The following is a 20,225-nucleotide window of genomic DNA, read 5'->3' on the forward strand; positions in this document are numbered from 1 at the left end:
GATGGTCGGGACGTTACCGGACGTGACCGCCGGCCGGCCCACCCCACGGTCGGGGCGCTCCGGCCGGCGGCCACGTCGGTCAGGCTCAGCCCATGTGCACTGTGTTGCCGGTCGGGACGTCCTCCTTGCGGACCTTCACCAGGACCAGGGTGGCCAGTCCGGCGAGCACGATCAGCGCGGCTCCCCAGGCGAAGGCCACCCGGTAGCCGTGCACCAGCGCCTCGACCTGGTTGACCGGGTTCGGCGCCCGGCCGACCAGGTAGGCGGCGACCGCGCTGGTGTAGAAGGTGTTCAGCAGCGCGGTGCCGAGCGAGCCACCGATCTGCTGGGTGGCGTTGAGCGTCGCGCTGGCCGCGCCCGCGTCGTGGTTCGGCACCCCGACCAGGGCGAGGCTGGACAGCGGGACGAAGGTGAAGCCAAGCCCCAGGCCCAGGATGACCTGCGCGGGCAGCAGGTGGGTGAGGAACGGGGTGTCCACGTCGATCTGGGTCAGCACCAGCATGCCCACGGCGGCGAGCGCCGCACCGGCGACCATCAGCGGCTTGGCACCCAACCGGGGCATCAGCTGGCTGGCGCCACCGGCGGCGATGAGCACACCGACGGTGACCGGCAGGGACGCGAGACCGGCTTCGAGGGGCTTGTACTGCAACACCACCTGGAAGTAGAAGGTCAGGAAGAGGAACGCCCCGAACAGGCCCGCGCCGATCAGCGTCGAGGTGAGGAACGCCCCGCCCCGGTTGCGGTCCAGCAGGATCCGCAGCGGCAGCAGCGGGTGGCTGGAGCGCAGCTCGATCACCACGAAGGCGGCGAGCAGCACCACGCCCGCGGCGATGAAACCGAGCGTCGCGGTGGCGTCCCAGCCGTCCTCGGCGGCCTTGGTGAAGCCGTACACCAGGGAGACCAGGCCGGCGGTCACGACGATCGCACCGGGTACGTCGTAGCGGGTGTTGCCGTGGGCGCGGCTCTCCGGCACCAGTGGGAGCGCGAAGGCGATGGCGATGGCGGCGACCGGGATGTTGACCAGCAGGCACCAGCGCCAGTCGGCGTACTCGGTGAGCACCCCGCCGAGCAGCAGGCCGACCGCCGATCCACCGCCGGCGATCGCGCCGTACACGGCGAAGGCCTTGGCCCGCTCGGTGGCCTCGGTGAAGAGAACGGTGAGCAGCGCCAGCGCGGCCGGGGCGAGCAGCGCGCCGAAGGCGCCCTGCAACGCGCGGGCGGCGAAGAGCATCTCACCGGTGGTGGCCAGACCGCCCAGGGCGGAGGCGAGCGCGAAACCGGTCATGCCGACCAGGAAGGTGCGCTTGCGCCCCCAGTAGTCGGCGATGCGACCGCCGAGCAGCAGCAGACCACCGAAGGCCAGCGTGTACGCGGTGATCACCCACTGCCGGTTCGCGTCGGTGATTCCCAGGTCGGCCTGGGCCTGCGGCAGCGCGATGTTCACGATTGTGGCGTCCAGGACGACCATCAGCTGTGAGACCGCGATGACCGCCAGCGCGATCCAGCGCCGCGGGTGCGGCGCCCCTGTCGACGCCCCGGCGTTGGGCGCGCCGGGCGCGGTCGAGGTGGTTCCGGGCATGGTGAAGCCTTCCGTGTTGCGAATATCGGTGAGTCAGGCCGGAGACGGACGGTCGTGCTGATAGCGGAGCACCGGGATCAGCACCTGGTCGACGACCTGGGTGAGGAACGCGTCATCGGCGGGTAGGCCGTGCGCGACGATGCGGGACATGGTGAGCGCGGGGGCCAGATCGTGGAACAACTCCCGCTCGCCGGCCTCCGGCGGGATCTCCCCGCGGGCGGCGGCCCGGACCAGGACGGCGGTGCTGGCCACCCGCTCGGCCGGCAGCACCTGGTGACGCACCAGGCGTTCCAGCTCGGGGTTGGTCCGCATGGCGAAGGTCAACGCCTGCATCAGGTCGCAGTCGGCAGTGCAGATCGCGGCCGTGGCCCGCAGCAACTCGATCAGGTCCCCGCGCAGGGAACCGGTGTCGGGCGGGTTGTGCACACCCACGTGCCGGTCACGGAGGGCGGCGACGACCAGCTCCGCCTTGCCGTCCCAGCGCCGGTAGATGGTGGCCTTGCTGACGTGGGCGCGGGCGGCGACGGCGTCGATGGTCATCCGGTCGTAACCGACCTCGCGCAGGGTGTCGATCACGACGGTGAACAGGTCGCTGTCGGTGCAGCGCGGACCCCGGGCGGCCGGCACCCCGGCGCCCGCGCCCACCTGCTGACCACCCAGCATCCCGACCCCCCGCGAAACGATGTCGTACTGACCCTAGTTCGCGTTTCGCTGATCGTGCAGGGTTTCGTGAGTTCCCTCGCATCGAGTCGACGAAACGATTGCGTTTCCGGCCGGGGTCCGGCGGGTGAACTGGTGATCAATCGCTGGGAGCGAGGACCACCGGCACCGCCATCGTGTTGATCCGCGCGCCGTCCCGGGCGGAAACCTCGTACACCTCGACCGTGCCCTGCTGCGCGCGGGCCGTGCGCCAGCCGACCACCACCCGGTAGCCACCCCGGCAGCCGCTGCCGCAACTGGCGGTGCCGAAGCCGGTGGCCACCTCCCGGCCGGCGGCGTCCAGCACCCGGACGCTCACCGTGGCCTCGAACACGGTGGCGGTGCCGGTGACGACGAGCGGGGCGGAGACGTGCTCGCCGGGGATCGGGCCGGTGACCACGATCGGTGGCAGCAGATCCGCGTAGTCCGACCGATCGACCGGGGCCGCTCCGTCGAGGCGGACCTGCCGCACGGTGGGGAACTGGGTGAGCGTCCACACCACCTGCGCCTCGCGTAGCCGTCGCGTGACCGCGTCGCCGACGGACGGCACCCGCAGCGTCGCCACGCCGTCGGTGATGCGGGTGACCTCGACGCCGGCCGGAAGCAGTGTGGTCATCCCGGTGGCGGCCTCGGCCGGGCTCGGCCCGGCGGCCAGTTCGGTAAGCGCCAGCCGGGACGTCGCGACAGTGGCCGGCCGGGTGCGCCGGGTCGGCACGAGCTGCCCGGCGCGGACGTACCACAGCTCGATGGTCACCGGGTCGGGCCGGCGGGTGCCGGCGGACACCGCCGCCGACGGACGCGGTGACCGGTTCGTCGGTGGCGGAGTCGGCTCCGCCGTCCGGGTCGGGCTGGGTTCCGGACGGTCGGTGGGCGCGGCGCTCGTCGGCGGCGCGGTGGGCGCCGGGCCCAGGTCACCGGAGCGGGGAGTGCCGCAGCCGCCGAGCAGGAGGGCCGCGACCAGCGCCGCTACGACCGGCCCGACGCGGCGGCTCATCCCACACCGCCCGCCGGGCCGGCGACACGCCCAACCCGTCCCGGGTCGACGCGGTCGTCCGGCCGCGGCACGTCCCCGTGCGGGCCGGCGGGGCCGTCGGCGGGCAGCTCCAGCCGGAACCGGGTGCCCTCGCCCGGTTCGCTGCGCACGCCCAGCGCGCCGCCGAGCAGTTCGGCGTGCTCGCGCGCGATGGCCAGCCCCAGCCCACTGCCCGGGGCGGAGCGGGACGGGTCGACCTGGTGGAACCGGTCGAACACGCGGGACAGGTGCTCGGCCGGGATGCCGGGCCCCTGGTCGGTGACCTCGAAGACGACCAGGGCGCCCGTGCCCGCCACGTTGGCCGTGATCTCTCCACCGCCGTGCTCGACCGCGTTGGCGACCAGGTTGGCCAGCACGCGCTCCAGCCGACGCCTGTCGGTGCGCACCGCGACCGGTTCACCGGTGACCCGCACCCGCGGCGTCCAACCGCGCGCCGCGACGATGCCGTGCAGCAGCGCCAACCCGTCGACCGGCCCGATGGCCAGCTGCTCCCGCCCGGCGTCCAGCCGGGAGATCTCCATCAGGTCCTCGACCAGCCGGCGCAGCCGGACCACGTCGCCGACCAGCAGCCGGGCGGCCGGCCGGGCGTCGTCGGGCAACTGGTCGAGGTGCTCGCGCAGCAGCGACGCCGCAGCCACCAACGCGGTCACCGGGGTACGCAGCTCGTGCGCGACGTCGGCGGTGAACCGCCGCTCACGGGCCTGCGCGGCCGACAACGCCGCGATCTTCGACTCCAGTGCCTCGGCCATCTCGTTGAACGTCGCCGCCCAGGCGCTGAACTCGTCGCGCCCGTGTACCGGCAGGCGGGTGGCGAGCAGGCCCTCGGTGAGCGCTCGGGCGGCCCGGCTGGCCCGGCCCACCGGCTCCAAGGTGCGGCGGGCCAGCGCGTGACCCACCGCGGCGGCGAGCAGCACCACGAGCACCCAACCGGCCAGCAGTGCGGTGCGCAGCTGACCCAGGTCGGTGGCGACGTCGTCCTCGACGGTGAGGACGTACAGCTCGGCGGTCGAGCCGGGTATGCGCCCGCCGATCACCAGCAGCCGAGGCCGCTCCGTCGGCGCGGAGCGCTGGTAGCCGAGCCGCCCGTCCGCGACGTCGGCCCGCAACCGGGTGCCCAGCACCGGGGCGTACGCGGGGTGTGAGGCGCGGGCCGGGCCGTCGACGAGCACCACGTGCCGGCCGCTGGCTTCGAAGCTGGTGAGCAGGTCGGTGCTGCGCTGCTCGGTCAACGGCAGGAACTGCCCAGCGAGCACGAGCTGGTAGCGGGCGTCGGCGGCGGCCTCGTGCAGCGACGCGTCCAACCAGGACTGCCGCAGCAGCAGTCCGGTCCCGCCGGCGAGCAACCCGGCCGAGACGCCGGCGACCAGGACGAACGCGATCGTCAGCCGACGCCGCAGGCGGCCGGGGAGCACAGCGCTTCCGGCCATCGCCGCACCCCCCGTCAGCCTGTCGACAGCTTGTAGCCGGCGCCGCGCACGGTCCGGATCAGCCGTGGCTGCGCCGGGTCGTCCTCGATCTTGGCGCGTAGCCGCTGCACCGCCACGTCGACCAGTCGGGAGTCGCCGAGGAAGTCGTGGTTCCAGACCAGGTCCAGCAGCAGCTGCCGGGTGAACACCTGACCGGGTCGGCGGGCCAGCTCCAGCAGCAGGCGGAACTCGGTCGAGGTCAGGGTCACCTCCCGGCCGTGGCGACGGACCACGAAGCCGCCCGGGTCGATCTCCAGGCCGTCGACCTGGAGGACTGTCGACGGGGCCGGAGCGCTCACCCGGCGCAGCACCGAGCGGACCCGGGCCACCAGTTCGGGCAGTTCAAAGGGCTTGCGCAGGTAGTCGTCCGCGCCGCACTCCAGCCCGACCACCACGTCGATGGTCTCGGTGCGCGCGGTCAGCATCAGGATCGGCACCTGGCTGGTTCGCCGGATCTGCCGGCACACCTCCAGACCGTCCAGGCCCGGCAGCATGATGTCGAGCACGATGAGATCGACCGGGTGAGCGCGGAACGCGGCCAGGGCCTGTCGCCCGTCGACGGCGGTGTCGACCCGGAAGCCGGCGCGGCGCAGGCCGAGGGCGGTGACCTCCCGGATCGAGGAGTCGTCCTCGACCACCAGCACGCGGCCCTCCATCACCTGAGGGTAGACCCGGTGCCACGGTGCGTAGTCCTGGCAGAACGGTCGACATCGGCGGCCGGCTGGCCCCCTCCGGGCACCGTCCAACCGCTACGGTCAGGTGCCTTCGGCACCCCTGAACCAGCTCACAGAAAAGGGCACGACATTGCAACGTCATGGCTGCGTGATCCGACTCCGCCCCGAGCAGCGAGAGACCTACCTGCGGTTACACGCCGCGGTCTGGCCGAGCGTCGAGAAGACGCTGCGCGAGGCGAACTTCCGCAACTACACCATCTTTCTCCACGACAACCTGCTGTTCGGCTACTACGAGTACGTCGGCGACGACTACGAGGCCGACCTGCGGCTGATCGCCGCGGACCCGCAGACGCAGGAGTGGTGGAAGCTGACCGACCCGTGTCAGGAGTCGGTCGCCGAGCCCGGGTCGGGGGACTGGTGGGCTCCGATGCGCGAGGTCTGGCACCTGGCCGACGAGCCGGTCGAGCAGGCACCCGACCCGACCCGGCAGGGCTCCGGCAGCTAGATGACCCGGAGCGAGGACGGCGGCCCACCGACCTGCGACGGATGTGGGTCGGATGGGACGCCCACCGGACGGTTGGTGCCGGTCGGCCGCGACCATTCCTGCGACCGGCGTCAGGCGATCCGGTGGACTTGCGTGCGCCCCAGCGGGGTGACAACTCAGCTCCCGCATTGAAGACTAGCTTCATCCGCTCATGTGGATTGGTCAATATCCTACGGAGGAAGCGTGCTCACGAGAAGGAACCTGCTCGTCGCCGCCGGTGCGGCCGTGGTCGGCGCCGTACCGCTGGCTGGCTCGGCCGCGGCCGCGTTGCCGCAGCTGGACATGGAGGCGCTGATCAAGGCGGCGCAGATCGACCCGCGTCGGCCGGACACCGCACTGACCGACGGGGCCAAGGACAGCGTCCTGCTGGTGGAGCGCGCGCTCCAGGCGAGAGGGCTGCTCTCGTCGGCGTACGTCGACGGTCACTTCGGCACCAGCACGATCGCCGCGTACGCCGCGTACCAGCGGTCCCTCGGCTACAGCGGTCTCGACGCGACAGGCCTTCCCGGCCCGTCGTCGCTGCTGTCGCTCGGCGAGGGACGGTACACAGTGGTCAGGGCGATCTCGCCCGGCAGCGTGGTGACCCTGCGCGGCGTGCAGGTGAACACCCGCACCCGATCCATGCTGTTCGAGGCCGAACGCCTGCTCGGCCGGCAGCTCGTCATCACGCAGGGCTCGTACAGCAGTGGTGTGGGCGCCTCCGCCGGCACGCACGACGGCGGCGGCGCGCTCGACCTCTCGGTCAGCGGTCTCACCTCGGCGGTCCGGACGGACGTGCTGCGTCGACTGCGCACGGTGGGCTTTGCCGCGTGGTTGCGGACCCCGGCCCAGGGGGACTGGGGCTACCACATCCACGCCATCGCGCTCTCCGACACCGACCAGTCGACAGGTGCGCAGAACCAGGCCGGCGACTATTACCTCGGTCGTAACGGCCTGGCCAACCGGGGCGTCGATGATGGCCCTGCGGTCAGCCCGAAGCGGACCTGGGAGGAGTACCAGCGCACGCTCTGAGGCGTCGACCCGGCCGGCGGCACCGCACGCCGAGTGGCGTGCGGTGCCGCCGGCCGGCTGAGCTGCGAGAGTCGGTGGTCGGGCTCGTCCGCTATGTCCCGAGACTGCCTCGTCTTACCCCGAAGTCAAAAGTCGTCGACAAAAATGTGGGCGTGCTTGTCGATTGGGACCGGTTCAGTTCGTAGCCCTGGTGAGAGCCCGGCATCGCAACGGGCCGCACACCCACCGGAGGGCACGATGACCGCCACCGCGAACGCGACCCACGCCGCCGCGTCGACTATCGGTGCGCTGATCCGCGCACGACTGTGGTGCTGACGGTCCTCTCCCTGGTGCCGGCCGCGATCGCCGCCGCCGGGACGGCCACCACCCATCCCACCATCGAGTTACCGGAGGATCGTCATGAAGCAGTACCTGCTGTCCGTGCACTTCGTCGAGGGCGCACCGACGCCGTCCGACGAGGAGGTGCAGACCATGTTCAGGGAGACCGGCCGGATCAACGACGACATGCAGGCCGCGGGCGCCTGGGTCTTCGGCGGAGGGCTCACGTCGTCGGACAGCGCCACCGTCGTCCGGACCGAGAACGGCACCACCACCATGAGCGACGGGCCGTTCGCCGAGACCAAGGAACACATCGCCGGGTTCTGGGTCATCAAGTGCGCGGACCTGGACGCGGCGCTGGCCTGGGCCGAGAGGTGCGCGGCGGCCTGCGGCCCGGTCGAGGTGCGCCCCTTCGACGACCTGTCCCAGGCCTGACCAGGAGCTGTCACCCGACATGGACCTGGCGAGCATCTACCGCGCGGAGTACGGCCGCTGCGTCGCCACCCTGGCCCGCCTCCTCGGTGACATCAACCTCGCCGAGGAGGCGGTCCAGGACGCCTTCGCCACGGCGCTGCAGAAGTGGCAGACGCCGCCGCCGAACCCGGGTGCCTGGATCGTGACCACCGCCCGCAACCGGGCCGTCGACCGGCTCCGGCGGGAGTCGACCCGCGAAGCCCGGCACGCCCAGGCCCTGCTGCTGCACCACCAGGACGAGCCGCGAGAGGTGGGACCGGTGCAGGACGACCAGCTGCGACTCATCTTCACCTGTTGCCACCCGGCGCTCGCTCCGGAGGCGCGGACGGCCCTCACACTGCGCCTGCTCGGCGGCCTCGACGTGCCGGAGATCGCCCGGGCCTACCTGGTCCAGGAGGCGACCGTCGCCCAGCGGATCGTGCGCGCCAAGAAGAAGATCCGTGACGCCGCCATCCCGTACCGGGTGCCCGCCGAACATGAGCTGCCGGACCGGCTGCCGCCGGTGCTCACCGTGCTCTACCTGATGTTCAACGAGGGCTACGCGTCCACCGCCGGCCCGTTGATCAGAACGGACCTGTGCGCCGAGGCGATCCGGCTCGCCCGCGAACTCGCCACGTTGATGCCCGACGAGCCCGAGGTCCTGGGCCTGCTCGCCCTCTTGCTGCTGACCGAGGCGCGCCGCCCGGCCCGGCTCGACCCGAACGGCGAACTGGTGCTGCTGGCCGACCAGGACCGGTCACTGTGGAACCGGCCGCTCATCGCCGAGGGCCATGACCTGGTCCGGCGTTGCCTGCGCCGCAACCGGCCCGGCCCGTACCAGATCCAGGCGGCGATCAGCGCGGTGCACACCGACGGCACCGCCACCGACTGGCCACAGGTCCTGGCACTGTACGACCAGCTGCTCGCGCTCGCGCCGACCCCGGTCGTGGCGCTCAACCGCGCGGTCGCCGTCGCCGAGGTGCACGGGCCGGCGGTGGCCCTCGCCGCGCTGGAGGGCGTCGACCTCCCGGGTTACCACCGGCTGCCCGCCACCCGAGGCGAACTGCTGGCCCGACTCGGACGGGACGACGAGGCCCGAGCCGCCTACGACCAGGCCGCGGCACTGGCCACCAACGAGACCGAGCGGGCCTACCTGCAGACCCGTCGCACCGAACTCACCCGTGAATGGAGAGCATCATGACCGCTACCTACACCATCGACGTCTTTTCCAGCCTCGACGGCTTCGGCACCACCAGCGGAAACTGGGGCGGCTACTGGGGCAAGCAAGGCCCGGAACTGCTTGCCCACCGGCTGGCCCTCTACGGCGCGGAGCAGCGCATGGTCTTCGGGGCCACCACGTACCGGGTGTTCGCGCAGATGCTGGCCGCGAGTACCGAGGAGTCCGAGGTGCGCGACGCCTGGGTGACCCGGATGAGGAGCCTCCCGGCGACCGTGGTGTCGAACACGCTTGACGGCCCCCTCGATTGGCCGGACGCGACCGTCGTGCGCGGTGACGCGGTGGACGTCGTCGCCCGGCTCAAGGAGGAGTCCGAGGTGCCCCTGCGATCGCACGGCAGCCTGTCGTTGAACCGGGCGCTGATGGCCGCCGGGCTCGTCGACCTCGTCCAGGTGACGGTCTTTCCGGTGATCACCGGAAAGACCGGAACGGAGCCGATCTTCCAGGGGGCGGCCGATTTCGACCTGGAGCTGGTCGAGAGCAGGACCCTCGACGGTCGCACCCAGGAGCTCGTCTACCGGCCCACCCTGCACGCCTGAGCCGATTCCTTCGGAACCCGGAGTGCACCACCGCCTCGTCACTGTTCGTCCGCGACCTGGATGATCGTCTTGCCCGGAGCGCGATGGTGACGGGCGAACGCCGAGGCCGTCTCGTGCAGCGGCCGGACGCCGCCGACGATGGGTTTGAGCCGTCCGGACCGGAGGCGCTGGGCAAGGTCGATCAGCCGGGCGCGATCGGGCTCGACGACGAAGAAGATGGCGCGCCCGTCCTTCGGCTGGGCGGTGGGCGGCGCGGCGACGGTGACGACGGTGCCGCCCGGGCGTACCAGGGCGGTCGATCGCTGGAGGATGTCGCCGCCGATGACGTCGAGCACCACGTCCACCTCGCCGACCTGGTGCAGATCGTCGGCGTCCAGGTCGACGAAGGTCTGCGCGCCGAGGGTGAGCGCGAGTTCACGGTCGTCGGCTCGGCCGGTGCCGATCACGTGGGCGCCCACCTCCCGGGCGAGTTGAACGGCGATCGAGCCGACGCCGCCTGCGGCGCCGTGAATGAGGACTGTCTGGCCGGTCCCGAGGTGGGCGTGGTCGAACAGTCCCTGCCAGGCGGTCAGGCCGGAAATGGGCAGCGCCGCAGCGACGGGGTGGTCGATGTCGGCCGCGAGCGGGGCGAGGTTGCGAGCCTCCACCGCTGTGTATTCGGCCAGGGAACCGTTGCGCGCCCAGTCGGTCAGTCCGAACACCCGCTGGCCGACGGTGAGGCCGGTGGTTCCGTAGCCGAGTTCGACCACGACTCCGGACAGCTCGTGCCCGGGGATGCTGGGTGTCCGGTCGCGGCCGGCGCGATCCGACCACGTCGCCGGCCAGTCGAGTTCGCCAGGGGTGAAACCGGCGGCGTGGACGCGCACGATGACGTCGTTCTCCGCGGCATGGGGGTACGGCATGTCGGTCAGGGTGAGCCCGCCGACACCCGCGTCACGGTCGCGTACGGTGATCGCTCGCATGGGCGTCCAATCAACTCGGCCAGGGCGAACCGACGATGCGCTGGACCGTCGTCACGCGCTGGAAGTCGGGAATGAAGTGTTCGAGGATGTCGGAGTTCACCGTGCCGTTCGTGGTCTCGGGGCGGTTCTTCAGCCCGTCGACGTGGGCTCGCAGGAACTCGTTCTTGAAGTCACCTCGTGGATGGGCGGCGAGGATGTCGCCCAGTTGATCGTGCTCCAGCCCGTCCAGCCCGTCCAGGCCGAGGCCGAGCACGTCGGTCAGGACACCGAGGTACGTGGTCGCGATCTCCGGGCCCATTCGGTCGGGAATACCTGGCGAGGTGTGCAGCGCGATCGCCGTCCACACGGTCTCGGCTGCGGCGGCCGAGAAGCCCCGGTCCAGAAGGAACGCCCGCGCGTGGTCGGCGCCATCGATCTCGAAGCGCTGCTCGGCGTCGGAGAACGGGGTCAGAAGGCCGGTGTCGTGGAACATGGCCGCCAGATAGAGCAGCTCCGGGTCCGGTTTCACGCCAAGCCTCCGAGCGTGGATCAGACCGAAGAAGAAGACCCGTCGGGAATGGTGGTAGATGACCGGTCTGGTGGTCTCCTGGATGTGCCTGGTTGCTTCGGCGACCGCCGCCGTCTCAGGAATCTCCAGTCCCGCGATGACCTCTGACATGACCTGCGACCTTCCCGGCAATGCGTGCGGACGTGCTGACGGCCTCCATGCTGCCCACCGATCGTCGTACGGCGCCGCCCTCGTCCGGCCAGGAATCCCTCATATCCGGACACGGTTCGCGGTCGGTGATCGCGTGCTACCAATGAGCGGTGCCGAACACCAGTCCGCATCGCGTCGCGATCTTCGTCTACGACGGGGTGACGTTGTTGGATGTCGCCGGTCCGGCGGAGGTGTTCAAGGAGGCGAACCGCTTCGGCGCCGACTACCGGATCGTGCTGCTGTCGCCGACTGGTGCGGATGTCACGTCGAGTCTCGGGATTCGGATGACGGTCGACGGCGCCGTCTCCGCCGAGCCCGCTGTCGACACGCTCCTGGTGGCCGGGTCCGACCACTATCCGCGCGCCCAGGTGCCCGCCGACCTGGCCGACGCCGTACGCCGACCGGCTGCGGTGGCCGGAAGGGTCGCCTCGATCTGCACCGGGGCGTTCGTGCTCGCCGCCGCCGGCGTCCTAGACGGGAAGCGTGCGACGACGCACTGGCAGGTCGCGCACGAGCTTGCCGCCCGGTGTCCGGCGTGCCGCGTCGAACCGGACGCGATCTACGTTCGCGACGGCACCACGTACACCTCGGCAGGGGTGACGGCCGGTATCGACCTGGCGCTCGCGCTCGTCGAAGAGAACCACGGGCCCGACCTGGCGCGCGACGTCGCACGCGCCCTGGTGGTGTACATGCAGCGTGCGGGCGGCCAGTCCCAGTTCTCCGCGCCGCTGCAGGGACCGCCGCCCCGCTCGGCGGCACTGCGGACGATCACCGACCTGGTGACGGCGAACCCCCGCGGGGGCCACTCGCTCCCCGAACTCGCCAAACATCTCCACGTGAGCACCCGACAGCTCACGAGACTCTTCCACGACGAGTTGTCCAGCACACCAGCCCGCTACGTGGAGAGCATCCGCTTCGATCTGGCGAGGGCGCTGCTCGACCAGGGCCACACCGCGACGCAGGCCGCGACCCTCGCCGGGTTCCCCAGTTACGAGAGCATGCGACGGGTCTTCGCCAGGAAGCTGTCGATCAGCCCCGCCGCCTACCAACGCCGGTTCGGTACGGCTCGTCGCGCCCAGGCGGGTTAGTGCCTCGCCTGGCCACCCGCCTCGTCCGGGCGGATGGCCAAGCGGATCGGCTGGCTCCGGTCACCACTGGTGAGCGACGTCGAGCACCACCCGGCTGTGGGTGCCGGGGCCGGCGAGCACGAGCACCCGGAACGGCAACCGGGCCCGTACGCCGACGGCGAAGGTGCTGTAGCCCTCGAAGCTGCCGCCGAAGACCACGTCACGCAGCGTCGAGTAGCGCAGCAGGTTCGCCACGTGCTCGCCCACCGGGTACGGCACGGTGCCCAGGTGGTCGTCGTCGTACGCCGGGGCCCGCAGCGAGACCCGCAGCAGCGCGCCGCCGGCGGTGTACGGCGACAGCGCCAGCCCTTCGCCCTCGGTCCACGTCTCGCCGTAGCCGATCGCGTAACCGTCGACCGGGCCGGCGAACTCGAACACCACCCGGTCGTAGCAGTCGTGCCGGCCGGTCCGTACGTCGATCAATGGGGCGTCGCTCAGCGCCCCGGCCGTCTTTTCCGCGCTGCCCCAGGTGATCCCGCAGTACGCCGTTCCGGTCGTGGTGCCCGCGGCGGTGCTGCTGCCGGCGCTGGCGACCAGCCCGGCGAGGACGACCGCCAACGCGGTCAGTGCGCTCCTGATCCTCATTGTAGATTCTCCGTTCGGTACCGGGGTCACGTCACGGCGGCGCTGCCGGTGACCCTCTGCAACCACCGTCGTCCCGCCCCGGCACAGGCGCTTCGCCGGGGCGTAACCGCTGGGTAACAGACGCCACGTCGCCGGTATGACGCTTCCGCTATGCCGAACATCGATCGCCGTCACATTAATATCTACATGCATCGATGATTCGCGGCCGGTGGCCGCAGACGACCGCAGGGGAGTGCCCGATGTTCCGAGGACAACTGAGACGTGCGGCCCTGGCCATGCTGGTGGCGATCCTGGCGGCGGCCGGGATCCAACTCACCACCGGTACGCCGGCCGCCGCCGTCCGGACCGTCTACTACGACGCGAGCCGGACCGGCGAATTCCGCACCAACTTCGACCAGGCGGCGCAGATCTGGAACAGCCGGGTCAGCACCGTCCGACTCCTGGCCGGCACCCCGGCCAGCATCACCATCTACGTCGACGACGGCTGGCCCCGCGCGCAGCCGACCGGCCTCGGCTCCGGCCGGATCTGGATGGGCCGCACGGCCGTCAACCAGGGCTACGACCGCAACCGCATCGCCGCCCACGAACTCGGCCACATCCTGGGCCTGCCGGACCGGCGCACCGGCCTCTGCACCGACCTGATGTCCGGCAGCAGCGCACCGGTCTCCTGCCGCAACGCGAACCCCAGCGCCGCCGAGGCGAGCCGCGTGAACTCGCTGTTCGCCGGCACCCTGGCCGCGCCGGCCAGTGCGACGTACACCTGGAACGACGCCTCGGACATCGGCCCGACGGTGGTCGGCGGCCGGCCAGCCACCGAGAACTACCCCTTCATGGTGTACGTCTCCGGCTGCACCGGCACGCTGATCAAGGGCAACTGGGCGGTCACCGCCAAGCACTGTTCGACCCCGTCCTCGGTGCGGGTTGGCAGCATCAACCGCACCAGCGGCGGGACCGTGGTGCAGGTGACCCGTGCGGTCAACCACCCGAGCGTCGACGTCAAGCTGCTGCAGCTGGCCAGCTCGGTCACGTACGCGCCGGCCCCGATCCCCAGCACCTCCGGCGCGGTCGGCACCGCCACCCGGATCATCGGCTGGGGCCAGACCTGCGCCCCGCGGGGCTGCGGGTCCGCTCCGGCGGTGGCCAACGAACTCGACACGTCCATCGTGGCCGACAGCCGGTGCTCCGGCATCAACGGCACGTACGAGATCTGCACCAACAACACCAACGGCAACTCGGGCGCCTGCTACGGCGACTCGGGCGGGCCGCAGGTGCGCCGGGTCAACGGAGTGTGGACCCTGATCGGTGCGACGAGTCGCGCCGGCAACAACAACTCCACCTGCGCCACCGGCCCGTCCATCTACGTCGACCTGCCGTCGATCCGGTCGTGGATCTCCACTCAGGTCGGCGGCCTCCCCGTCTGACCATCAGGGACACTGCGGGCGGGGGCGAGCGCAGGACGCGCCCCCGCCCCGGTGTGCCGGTGCCACCCACGCCATCTCACGATGCGATACGGTGCGTGGCACATTCGGCACACCGGAGGTGGCGTCATGCCTACCGTCGTCGTCCTCGCGCTGACCCTCGCCCTCGCGCCGGCGCCGTCCCCGTCGACCACCTCGAATCCGCTCGGCGACATCATCGGCGGCGTCGGCCAGATCGTCGACGACCTGCTCGGCGGCGGCACGCCGACTGCCGCTCCGACGCCGAGCGTCACCCCCACCGGGGCGCCCACGCCGAGTCGGCCACCGGTCGCCGGTCAACCCAGCCCGGTGGAGTCCATCGCGAGTCCGGTACCTACCGGTTCGACGGGCGGGGGCCCCGCGCCCGCCGTCCCTGATCGCCGCACCGCCGACGAGGACTCCGGCACCCGCGAGGTCGCCGTGCCCTGGCGCGACGGCGACACCCCCGCACCGACCGCCGCGCCGGCCCTCGCCAACCCCAGCCGGAACGCCTGGCCACCCACGTCGTACCTGCTGGTCGTGGCGCTCCTCGCGGTGCTGGCACTGCTGTTCCTGCGCCGCCGGGCCCCGGTCCCCACCGCCACACCCGACCCCGGCCCGGTGCCGGGTCCCGACCCGGCACCGGAACCCGGCCCGGTGCCGGAGAACGTCAGCCGGTTGCCGACCAGCCTCAACGCCATCTACGAGATGGGCCGGCAGGATGAACGACTCGAACAGGAGCGCCGCCGGCGAACCTGAGGGCACCCGCCGTCGGTCTCAGCCTGCCGAATAGGCGCCCTCACGCCGGGGGATCTCGTCGTCGTACGCCCCGACCGGCCCGCTGTAGCGGGCCGTGCCCTTCGGGTACGGCCAGGCGCTCGCGGTGCAGCCGTGCAGGCCCAGCGTCTGCTGCTGCATCACCGGGGCCGGCCGACCCCGCCCGGGGCACCGCTCGTGGCCGTACCCGAGCTTGTGCCCCACCTCGTGGTTGACCATGTACTGCCGGTAGGTGCCCAGGCTCGCCCCGTAACCCGGCACCCCCTTGACCCACCGCGCCACGTTGAGCACCACCCGGCCACCGTTGCGGCACGAGGTGTAGGCGTCCGGCACGTCCTGGCAGAGGGTGTCGCGGGTGCCGGGGGTCGCCAGGTAGATGGTGAAGTCGGTCGGCTCGCCGGCACCGACCCGGCGCAGCCGCCACGCCCCACCCGCCGTCCACCCGCGTGGGTCGTTGAGCGTCGTGGTGATCGCCGTGGCGATGTCGGCCGCCGGCAGGCCCCGGATGTCGCGCTCCACGGCGACCCGGTAGCGCAGCAGCCGGCCGGCCGTCGCGCGTCCGGGCGTGGTCTCGCCGGGCGCCACCGACCAGCGGTTACCGCCGGTGGCGGGGTAGCTGACCGGGATGACGGGCGGGGTGCTGGTTCGGACCTCGGTGGTCGCGGTCGGCTGACCGGCCGGTGTCGCCGCCGCGCCGGGCAGCGGTCCGGCGGCGACCGGGTCGGTGGCAGGTTGCCCGGCGGCCGGCAGGCCGCATCCGGTGAGCACCGCCACCACCAGCAGCGACGCCATCGAGGCCGGACCCCAGCGGCGGGTAGCCTTCGTCGACATGTCTCTCCCCTCGCGCGTCGCCCGGCGGCGGCGCGGGGGAGAAGACGGGTGACCGTGGCGAAAAGTTGATGTGACCCGGGCTCAACCTTTTGCCCTCCTCACCCGTCTCTGGCTCTGTGGCACGGGGAGGGTTCGCGGTGGCGCGGGGTGACGCGGATTTCGTCGAGTTCGCGCGGGCGGCGTCCGCGCGACTGATGCACGCCGCGTACCTGATGACCGGCGACCACCACCAGGCCGAGGACGCTGCGCAGACCGCCCTGGTCCGGACCTACGCGTCATGGTCGCGGATCCACGACGACGACGCCTACGGGTACGCCCGCCGCACGCTTGTCAACCACCTGGTCGACGGGTGGCGACGGCCGATGCGGGAGTACCCGACCGACGAGGTGCCGGAGCAGCGGCGTGGCGACGTGGCCGACGACGTGGCCACCCGGCGCTGGTTGATCACCATCCTCGGTGCGCTCAGCCCCCGGGAGCGCGCCATCGTCGTCCTGCGCTACTACTTCGACCTGCCGGAGGCGCAGGTGGCCCGGGAACTCTCCGTCTCCGTCGGCACTGTCAAGAGCACCAGCTCCCGAGCTCTGGAGAAGCTGCGCAGCGCCACGCCCCGGATGGCCGATGAGGAGGCGCGCCGATGAGCGAGCTGGACCGGCTCCGCGACGCCATGCGAGCGACCGAGCGGCCCGACGCCGTGCTCGATCTGGCCACCGTGATGCGCGAGGGACGCCGGTTGCGTACCCGTCGGCGCATCGCCGGAGCCGGGGCGGCGACGCTCGCGACCGGGCTGGCCGCCGTGGCCGTCGTGGTGGCGGTCAGCGCGTTCGGGCCGGGCGGTCCGGCGCCGACCGGCCACCCACCACCGGTCGCGGTCGCTCCGCCGTCGGTCGGTGTCTCGCCGACGGCGGAGCAGTCGCTGGGCCTCACGCCGCCGCCGACGATGGGCCGCGACGAGCCGCCGCCGAAGCCGCTGGGCCAGTTTGTGGACAGCGGGGTGCGACACGGCATCGACCGGCGGATCTACTACTTCGTCAGGGTGTCCGTGCCCGGTGCGCCCAAGGTGTCCATCGGGCTGGCCGCCGGTCGTCAGGCCCCGGACGGCTCGGTGACCACGGACATCCTGGTCAACGACGTGGAAGGCAGCGACCGCAGCGCCGGATTCCACCAGATCGGCTACGACGAGGAGTCAGTTGCTGCCGCGTCGGTGCCCACCTTCGGCTACTTCGTCGGCCCCGCCAAGCGGATCGTCGGCACCGTCGACGGTCGGCAGGTCGACGCCAGAGTGGCGCGGTGGAGTGCCGACCCGCAGGTGGTGATCTTCTGGTTCGACCCGGCGCAGCTCACTCCGGGGGAGCGGCTGGACGGCATCATCGCCCTGGACGGCAGCGGCCACCGACTCTGACGCGCTGCCGGCGCTCAGGCCAGTCGACGCTCGATGGTCACCGTCGTCCCCTCGGCGGTCGACACCAGCCGCACGTCGCCGTAGGCGTTCATCAGCAGCGCGCCGCGTCCCCGGTCCATCGCCGGCCGGCGGTCCCGCCAGGTGCCGAAGTCCCGTACCGAGATCCGGATCAGGCCGCCACCCACCTGGACGCGCACCCGCACCTCCGGACGGCTGGGCCGCTGCGCGTGCTCGACGGCGTTGTTCACGGCCTCGGAGGCGGCGAGCAGGAGATCTTCCAGCACGTCCGGGTCGACATCCAGTTCGCCCAGCGTGCCCCGGACGTCCCGACGCATCGCCGCGGCCGAGGTGGGTGCGGACGGGTACGTCCATCCGACGTCCAGGAGGTCGCCCAGCCCGTCCGGGTCGGCCGGCCCCTCCACTACCACTGACGCGTCGCTGACGGGTTCGACCACCGGGGTCGGCGGAACGGGGCCGACCGGGGTGGGTCGGGTCGACGGTGCCCCGGCCGCTACCGTCGCCGGGTCGCCGCCGATAACCGCCGCGGGGGTACGGTCGCGGGCTCGGCGGATGCTGGCCCGGATCCGGGCGATCAACTCGGCCGCGGCGAACGGCTTCACCAGGTAGTCGTCGGCACCCAGGCTCAGGCCCTCCACGCTGGCCTCCCCGCCGGCCCGGGCGGAGAGCACCAGCACCGGCAGCACCCGGGTCGTCGGGTCCGCGCGCAGCCGGCGCACCAGGTCGAAGCCGTCCAGCCCCGGCATCATCACGTCGGTCAGGAGCAGGTCGGGCGGGTCGCGGTGGATCTCGTCGAGGGCCTGCCGGCCGTCGGTGACGGCGCGCACCCGCCAGCCCTGCCCGGTGAGCAGCCGGGTGAGGTACGCCCGCATGTCGGCGTTGTCGTCGGCGAGCAGGATCCGGGCCCCGGCCAGCTCGTCCGTGGCCGGACCGGACGCGGGACCGGGCTCGGTCACGGTGTCGCCCGGCTCGGTGAGCCAGCCCATCGCCTCCTCGACGGCGGCGCGGGCCGCGTCACCCCGCCCGTCCACCGCCGGCCCGGTGATCGCGGGGCGGTGCGCCGCCGACCAGGGCAGCGTCACGGTGAACCTGCTGCCGACGCCCACCTGGCTTGTCACTCGCACGTCGCCGCCTTCCAGCCGGGCCAACTCGTGCACCAGGGCCAGGCCGATGCCGGTGCCCTCGTGACTGCGCGAGCGGGCGCCCCGCACCCGGTGGAAGCGTTCGAAGAGCTTCGGCAGGTCCCGTTCCGCGATGCCGATGCCGGTGTCCGCGACGGTGAGGCGCACCTCCTCGTCGTCGGTGTCGAGGGTGACCCTGATGCGGCCGATGAACGTGTATTTCAGCGCGTTGGAGAGCAGGTTCGTGACGATGCGTTCCCAGTTGACCGGGTCGACCGCGACCGGCCGTGGCAGCGGTGGACAGCTCACCTCGAGCGTCAGCCCGGCCCGCTCGACGGCGGCCCGGAACACCCCGGCGAGCTCGGCGGTCAGCGCGGCCAGGTCGACCACCCGGGCGTCGCTGCGCGCGCGCCCGGCCTCCAGGCTGGAGAAGGTGAGCAGGCTGTTGACAAGCGTCAACAGTCGGGTGGCGTTACGCCAGCCGGTCTCCACCCGCTCCCGCTGCACGGCCGCCAGCGGGGCGGTGGCGTCGGTGAGGGCGTCGGACAGCGGGCCGAGGATCAGGGTCAACGGGGTGCGGAACTCGTGGCTGACGTTGGCGAAGAAGTCGGTCTTGACCCGGTCCAGTTCGGCCATCGCCTCGACCCGGCGTCGCTCCTCCTCGTACTCCTGGGCGTTGCGCAACGCCACCGAGATCTGCTGGGCGAGGAGCTGGTGGAAGGAGCGGTACGCCTCGTCGAGCCCTCGGCTGGGGCTGACCCCCGCCACCAGGACGCCGAGCGGCTGATCCTCGTCGCCGGACGGCAGCGGCAGCGCCAGCGCGGTGTGGACCGGGTCGTCCCACGGGCCGGCGGGCAGCGGCAGCCGGTCGGCGACGTCGGTGACCTGGGTCGCCCGGCCCTCGGCGGCGTCCGCCAGCCCCCAGGCGTACGCGGGCGGGCCCGGGTCGGTCAGCTCGACGGCGTCCGGCAGGGCCCCTTCGTGCCCCTGGTCGCCGCCGGTGCAGGCGACCAGTCGCAGTGCCGTGCCGTCGCGCAGGTAGATGGCGGCGAACGGCACGTCCAGGGGGTGACCGGCGATCACGTCGATCAGCCGAGCCCCGGTGGCGTCCACGTCGACGGTGCGCCCGTCGCCGAGCACTGACAGGTCGCGCAGGAGACGGAGCCGGCGTTCGCCGACCACCTGCTGGGTGACCTCGCTGCACACGGTCAACACGCCGACGGTGTGGCCGTCGTCGTCGCGGGCCGGCGCGTGCGAGACGCTGAAGTACGCCTCCTCGCGGTAGCCGGCCCGCTCCAGCAGCAGTTGCAGCGCGGGAACCCAGCTGGCCACGCCGGTCGCCATGGCCTCCTCGATCAGCGGGGCGAGCACGTCCCAACCCTCGGCCAGGGTCACCCGTACGTCGTTGCCGAGCGCGGCGGGGTGCTTGTCGCCGATCAGCGCCGAGTACGCGTCGTTGTAGAGCTGGGAGTAGTTCTCGCCCCAGAGCAGCAGCATGGGGTACCGCGAGGAGAGCACCATCTGAACGGCGGCCCGCAGGCTCTGCGGCCATCCGCTGACCGGGCCGAGGGGGGTGCGGGCCCAGTCCAGCTGTGCCATCAACCGACCGGTGTCGCCGCCGCCGAGGAACAGGTCGCTGCTGGGTCGTGTCACGCTCGATCCGACCCCATTGCAAGCCCCCGTTCCGGACCCCGACGACCCCTGCCGCGTTACCTACCC

General features: G+C 72.1%; 20 protein-coding genes. 10 read left to right on the forward strand and 10 right to left on the reverse strand.

What is annotated here, in order from left to right:
• Nucleotides 1–85: 85 nt before the first annotated feature.
• From ABZU74_RS09910 to ABZU74_RS09930, 5 genes are all read right to left on the reverse strand, one after another.
• Nucleotides 86–1,579 (reverse strand): DHA2 family efflux MFS transporter permease subunit, encoded by a 1,494-nt coding sequence (locus ABZU74_RS09910; RefSeq protein WP_355420599.1) that lies wholly within the window; start codon nt 1,577–1,579, stop codon nt 86–88.
• Between the two features lie 33 nt (nt 1,580–1,612).
• Nucleotides 1,613–2,242, reverse strand: a complete 630-nt coding sequence (locus ABZU74_RS09915; protein WP_355420601.1) for a TetR/AcrR family transcriptional regulator — start codon at nt 2,240–2,242, stop codon at nt 1,613–1,615.
• 136 nt (nt 2,243–2,378) lie between these two features.
• Entirely contained in the window at nt 2,379–3,272 is an 894-nt protein-coding gene (locus ABZU74_RS09920) for a Gmad2 immunoglobulin-like domain-containing protein (RefSeq protein WP_355420604.1), read from the reverse strand.
• Entirely contained in the window at nt 3,269–4,738 is a 1,470-nt protein-coding gene (locus ABZU74_RS09925) for a HAMP domain-containing sensor histidine kinase (protein ID WP_355420607.1), read from the reverse strand. Before ABZU74_RS09925 ends, ABZU74_RS09920 begins: the two co-directional genes overlap by 4 nt.
• Nucleotides 4,739–4,752: 14 nt before the next feature.
• On the reverse strand, nt 4,753–5,433 hold the full coding sequence (locus ABZU74_RS09930; RefSeq protein ID WP_355420610.1) for a response regulator transcription factor: 681 nt from the start codon (nt 5,431–5,433) through the stop codon (nt 4,753–4,755).
• Nucleotides 5,434–5,599: 166 nt separating this feature from the next.
• On the opposite strand from ABZU74_RS09930, the gene ABZU74_RS09935 reads away from it, so the two are divergent.
• The 5 genes from ABZU74_RS09935 to ABZU74_RS09955 all read left to right on the forward strand — a co-directional run bounded on the left by ABZU74_RS09935 (nt 5,600) and on the right by ABZU74_RS09955 (nt 9,553).
• Complete coding sequence (locus ABZU74_RS09935; protein ID WP_355420613.1) at nt 5,600–5,956, forward strand: L-rhamnose mutarotase; 357 nt, start codon at nt 5,600–5,602, stop codon at nt 5,954–5,956.
• Between the two features lie 222 nt (nt 5,957–6,178).
• A complete protein-coding gene (locus ABZU74_RS09940; protein ID WP_355420616.1) occupies nt 6,179–7,006 on the forward strand; it encodes a peptidoglycan-binding domain-containing protein in 828 nt (275 codons plus the stop codon).
• Between the two features lie 399 nt (nt 7,007–7,405).
• Nucleotides 7,406–7,759 (forward strand): YciI family protein, encoded by a 354-nt coding sequence (locus tag ABZU74_RS09945; protein ID WP_355420619.1) that lies wholly within the window; start codon nt 7,406–7,408, stop codon nt 7,757–7,759.
• A gap of 19 nt (nt 7,760–7,778) precedes the next feature.
• On the forward strand, nt 7,779–8,978 hold the full coding sequence (locus ABZU74_RS09950; RefSeq protein WP_355420622.1) for an RNA polymerase sigma factor: 1,200 nt from the start codon (nt 7,779–7,781) through the stop codon (nt 8,976–8,978).
• The gene (locus tag ABZU74_RS09955) at nt 8,975–9,553 is read left to right on the forward strand and encodes a dihydrofolate reductase family protein (protein ID WP_355420625.1); all 579 of its coding nucleotides are present in this window, start codon (nt 8,975–8,977) and stop codon (nt 9,551–9,553) included. Before ABZU74_RS09950 ends, ABZU74_RS09955 begins: the two co-directional genes overlap by 4 nt.
• Before the next feature lie 38 nt (nt 9,554–9,591).
• Here the strand turns inward: ABZU74_RS09955 and ABZU74_RS09960 are convergent, their stop codons facing one another.
• Nucleotides 9,592–10,515, reverse strand: coding sequence for an NADP-dependent oxidoreductase (locus ABZU74_RS09960; RefSeq protein ID WP_355420628.1), 924 nt, complete (start codon nt 10,513–10,515; stop codon nt 9,592–9,594).
• A 10-nt stretch (nt 10,516–10,525) separates the two neighbouring features.
• A complete protein-coding gene (locus tag ABZU74_RS09965) occupies nt 10,526–11,173 on the reverse strand; it encodes an HD domain-containing protein (protein WP_355420632.1) in 648 nt (215 codons plus the stop codon).
• 149 nt (nt 11,174–11,322) lie between these two features.
• On the opposite strand from ABZU74_RS09965, the gene ABZU74_RS09970 reads away from it, so the two are divergent.
• Complete coding sequence (locus tag ABZU74_RS09970) at nt 11,323–12,300, forward strand: GlxA family transcriptional regulator (protein ID WP_355420634.1); 978 nt, start codon at nt 11,323–11,325, stop codon at nt 12,298–12,300.
• 60 nt (nt 12,301–12,360) lie between these two features.
• On the opposite strand, the gene ABZU74_RS09975 is transcribed toward ABZU74_RS09970, so the two are convergent.
• Nucleotides 12,361–12,924, reverse strand: coding sequence for a hypothetical protein (locus ABZU74_RS09975; RefSeq protein WP_355420637.1), 564 nt, complete (start codon nt 12,922–12,924; stop codon nt 12,361–12,363).
• 239 nt (nt 12,925–13,163) lie between these two features.
• On the opposite strand from ABZU74_RS09975, the gene ABZU74_RS09980 reads away from it, so the two are divergent.
• Both ABZU74_RS09980 and ABZU74_RS09985 read left to right on the forward strand, forming a co-directional pair.
• A complete protein-coding gene (locus ABZU74_RS09980) occupies nt 13,164–14,345 on the forward strand; it encodes a snapalysin family zinc-dependent metalloprotease (protein WP_355420640.1) in 1,182 nt (393 codons plus the stop codon).
• A 126-nt stretch (nt 14,346–14,471) separates the two neighbouring features.
• Entirely contained in the window at nt 14,472–15,119 is a 648-nt protein-coding gene (locus ABZU74_RS09985; RefSeq protein ID WP_355420642.1) for a hypothetical protein, read from the forward strand.
• Between the two features lie 18 nt (nt 15,120–15,137).
• Here ABZU74_RS09985 and ABZU74_RS09990 read toward each other — a convergent pair whose 3' ends face one another.
• Nucleotides 15,138–15,968 (reverse strand): DUF3152 domain-containing protein, encoded by an 831-nt coding sequence (locus ABZU74_RS09990; protein WP_355420645.1) that lies wholly within the window; start codon nt 15,966–15,968, stop codon nt 15,138–15,140.
• A gap of 137 nt (nt 15,969–16,105) precedes the next feature.
• Between ABZU74_RS09990 and ABZU74_RS09995 the strand changes: the two genes are divergently transcribed.
• Together ABZU74_RS09995 and ABZU74_RS10000 are read left to right on the forward strand one after the other, a co-directional pair.
• On the forward strand, nt 16,106–16,606 hold the full coding sequence (locus ABZU74_RS09995) for a SigE family RNA polymerase sigma factor (RefSeq protein ID WP_355420648.1): 501 nt from the start codon (nt 16,106–16,108) through the stop codon (nt 16,604–16,606).
• Entirely contained in the window at nt 16,603–17,367 is a 765-nt protein-coding gene (locus tag ABZU74_RS10000) for a hypothetical protein (protein WP_355420651.1), read from the forward strand. Before ABZU74_RS09995 ends, ABZU74_RS10000 begins: the two co-directional genes overlap by 4 nt.
• Before the next feature lie 14 nt (nt 17,368–17,381).
• On the opposite strand, the gene ABZU74_RS10005 is transcribed toward ABZU74_RS10000, so the two are convergent.
• Nucleotides 17,382–20,159, reverse strand: a complete 2,778-nt coding sequence (locus tag ABZU74_RS10005; RefSeq protein WP_355420654.1) for an ATP-binding protein — start codon at nt 20,157–20,159, stop codon at nt 17,382–17,384.
• Nucleotides 20,160–20,225 lie beyond the last annotated feature (66 nt).

This window comes from Micromonospora sp. NPDC005171 (assembly GCF_040608575.1).
In the GTDB taxonomy this organism is placed as follows: domain Bacteria; phylum Actinomycetota; class Actinomycetes; order Mycobacteriales; family Micromonosporaceae; genus Micromonospora.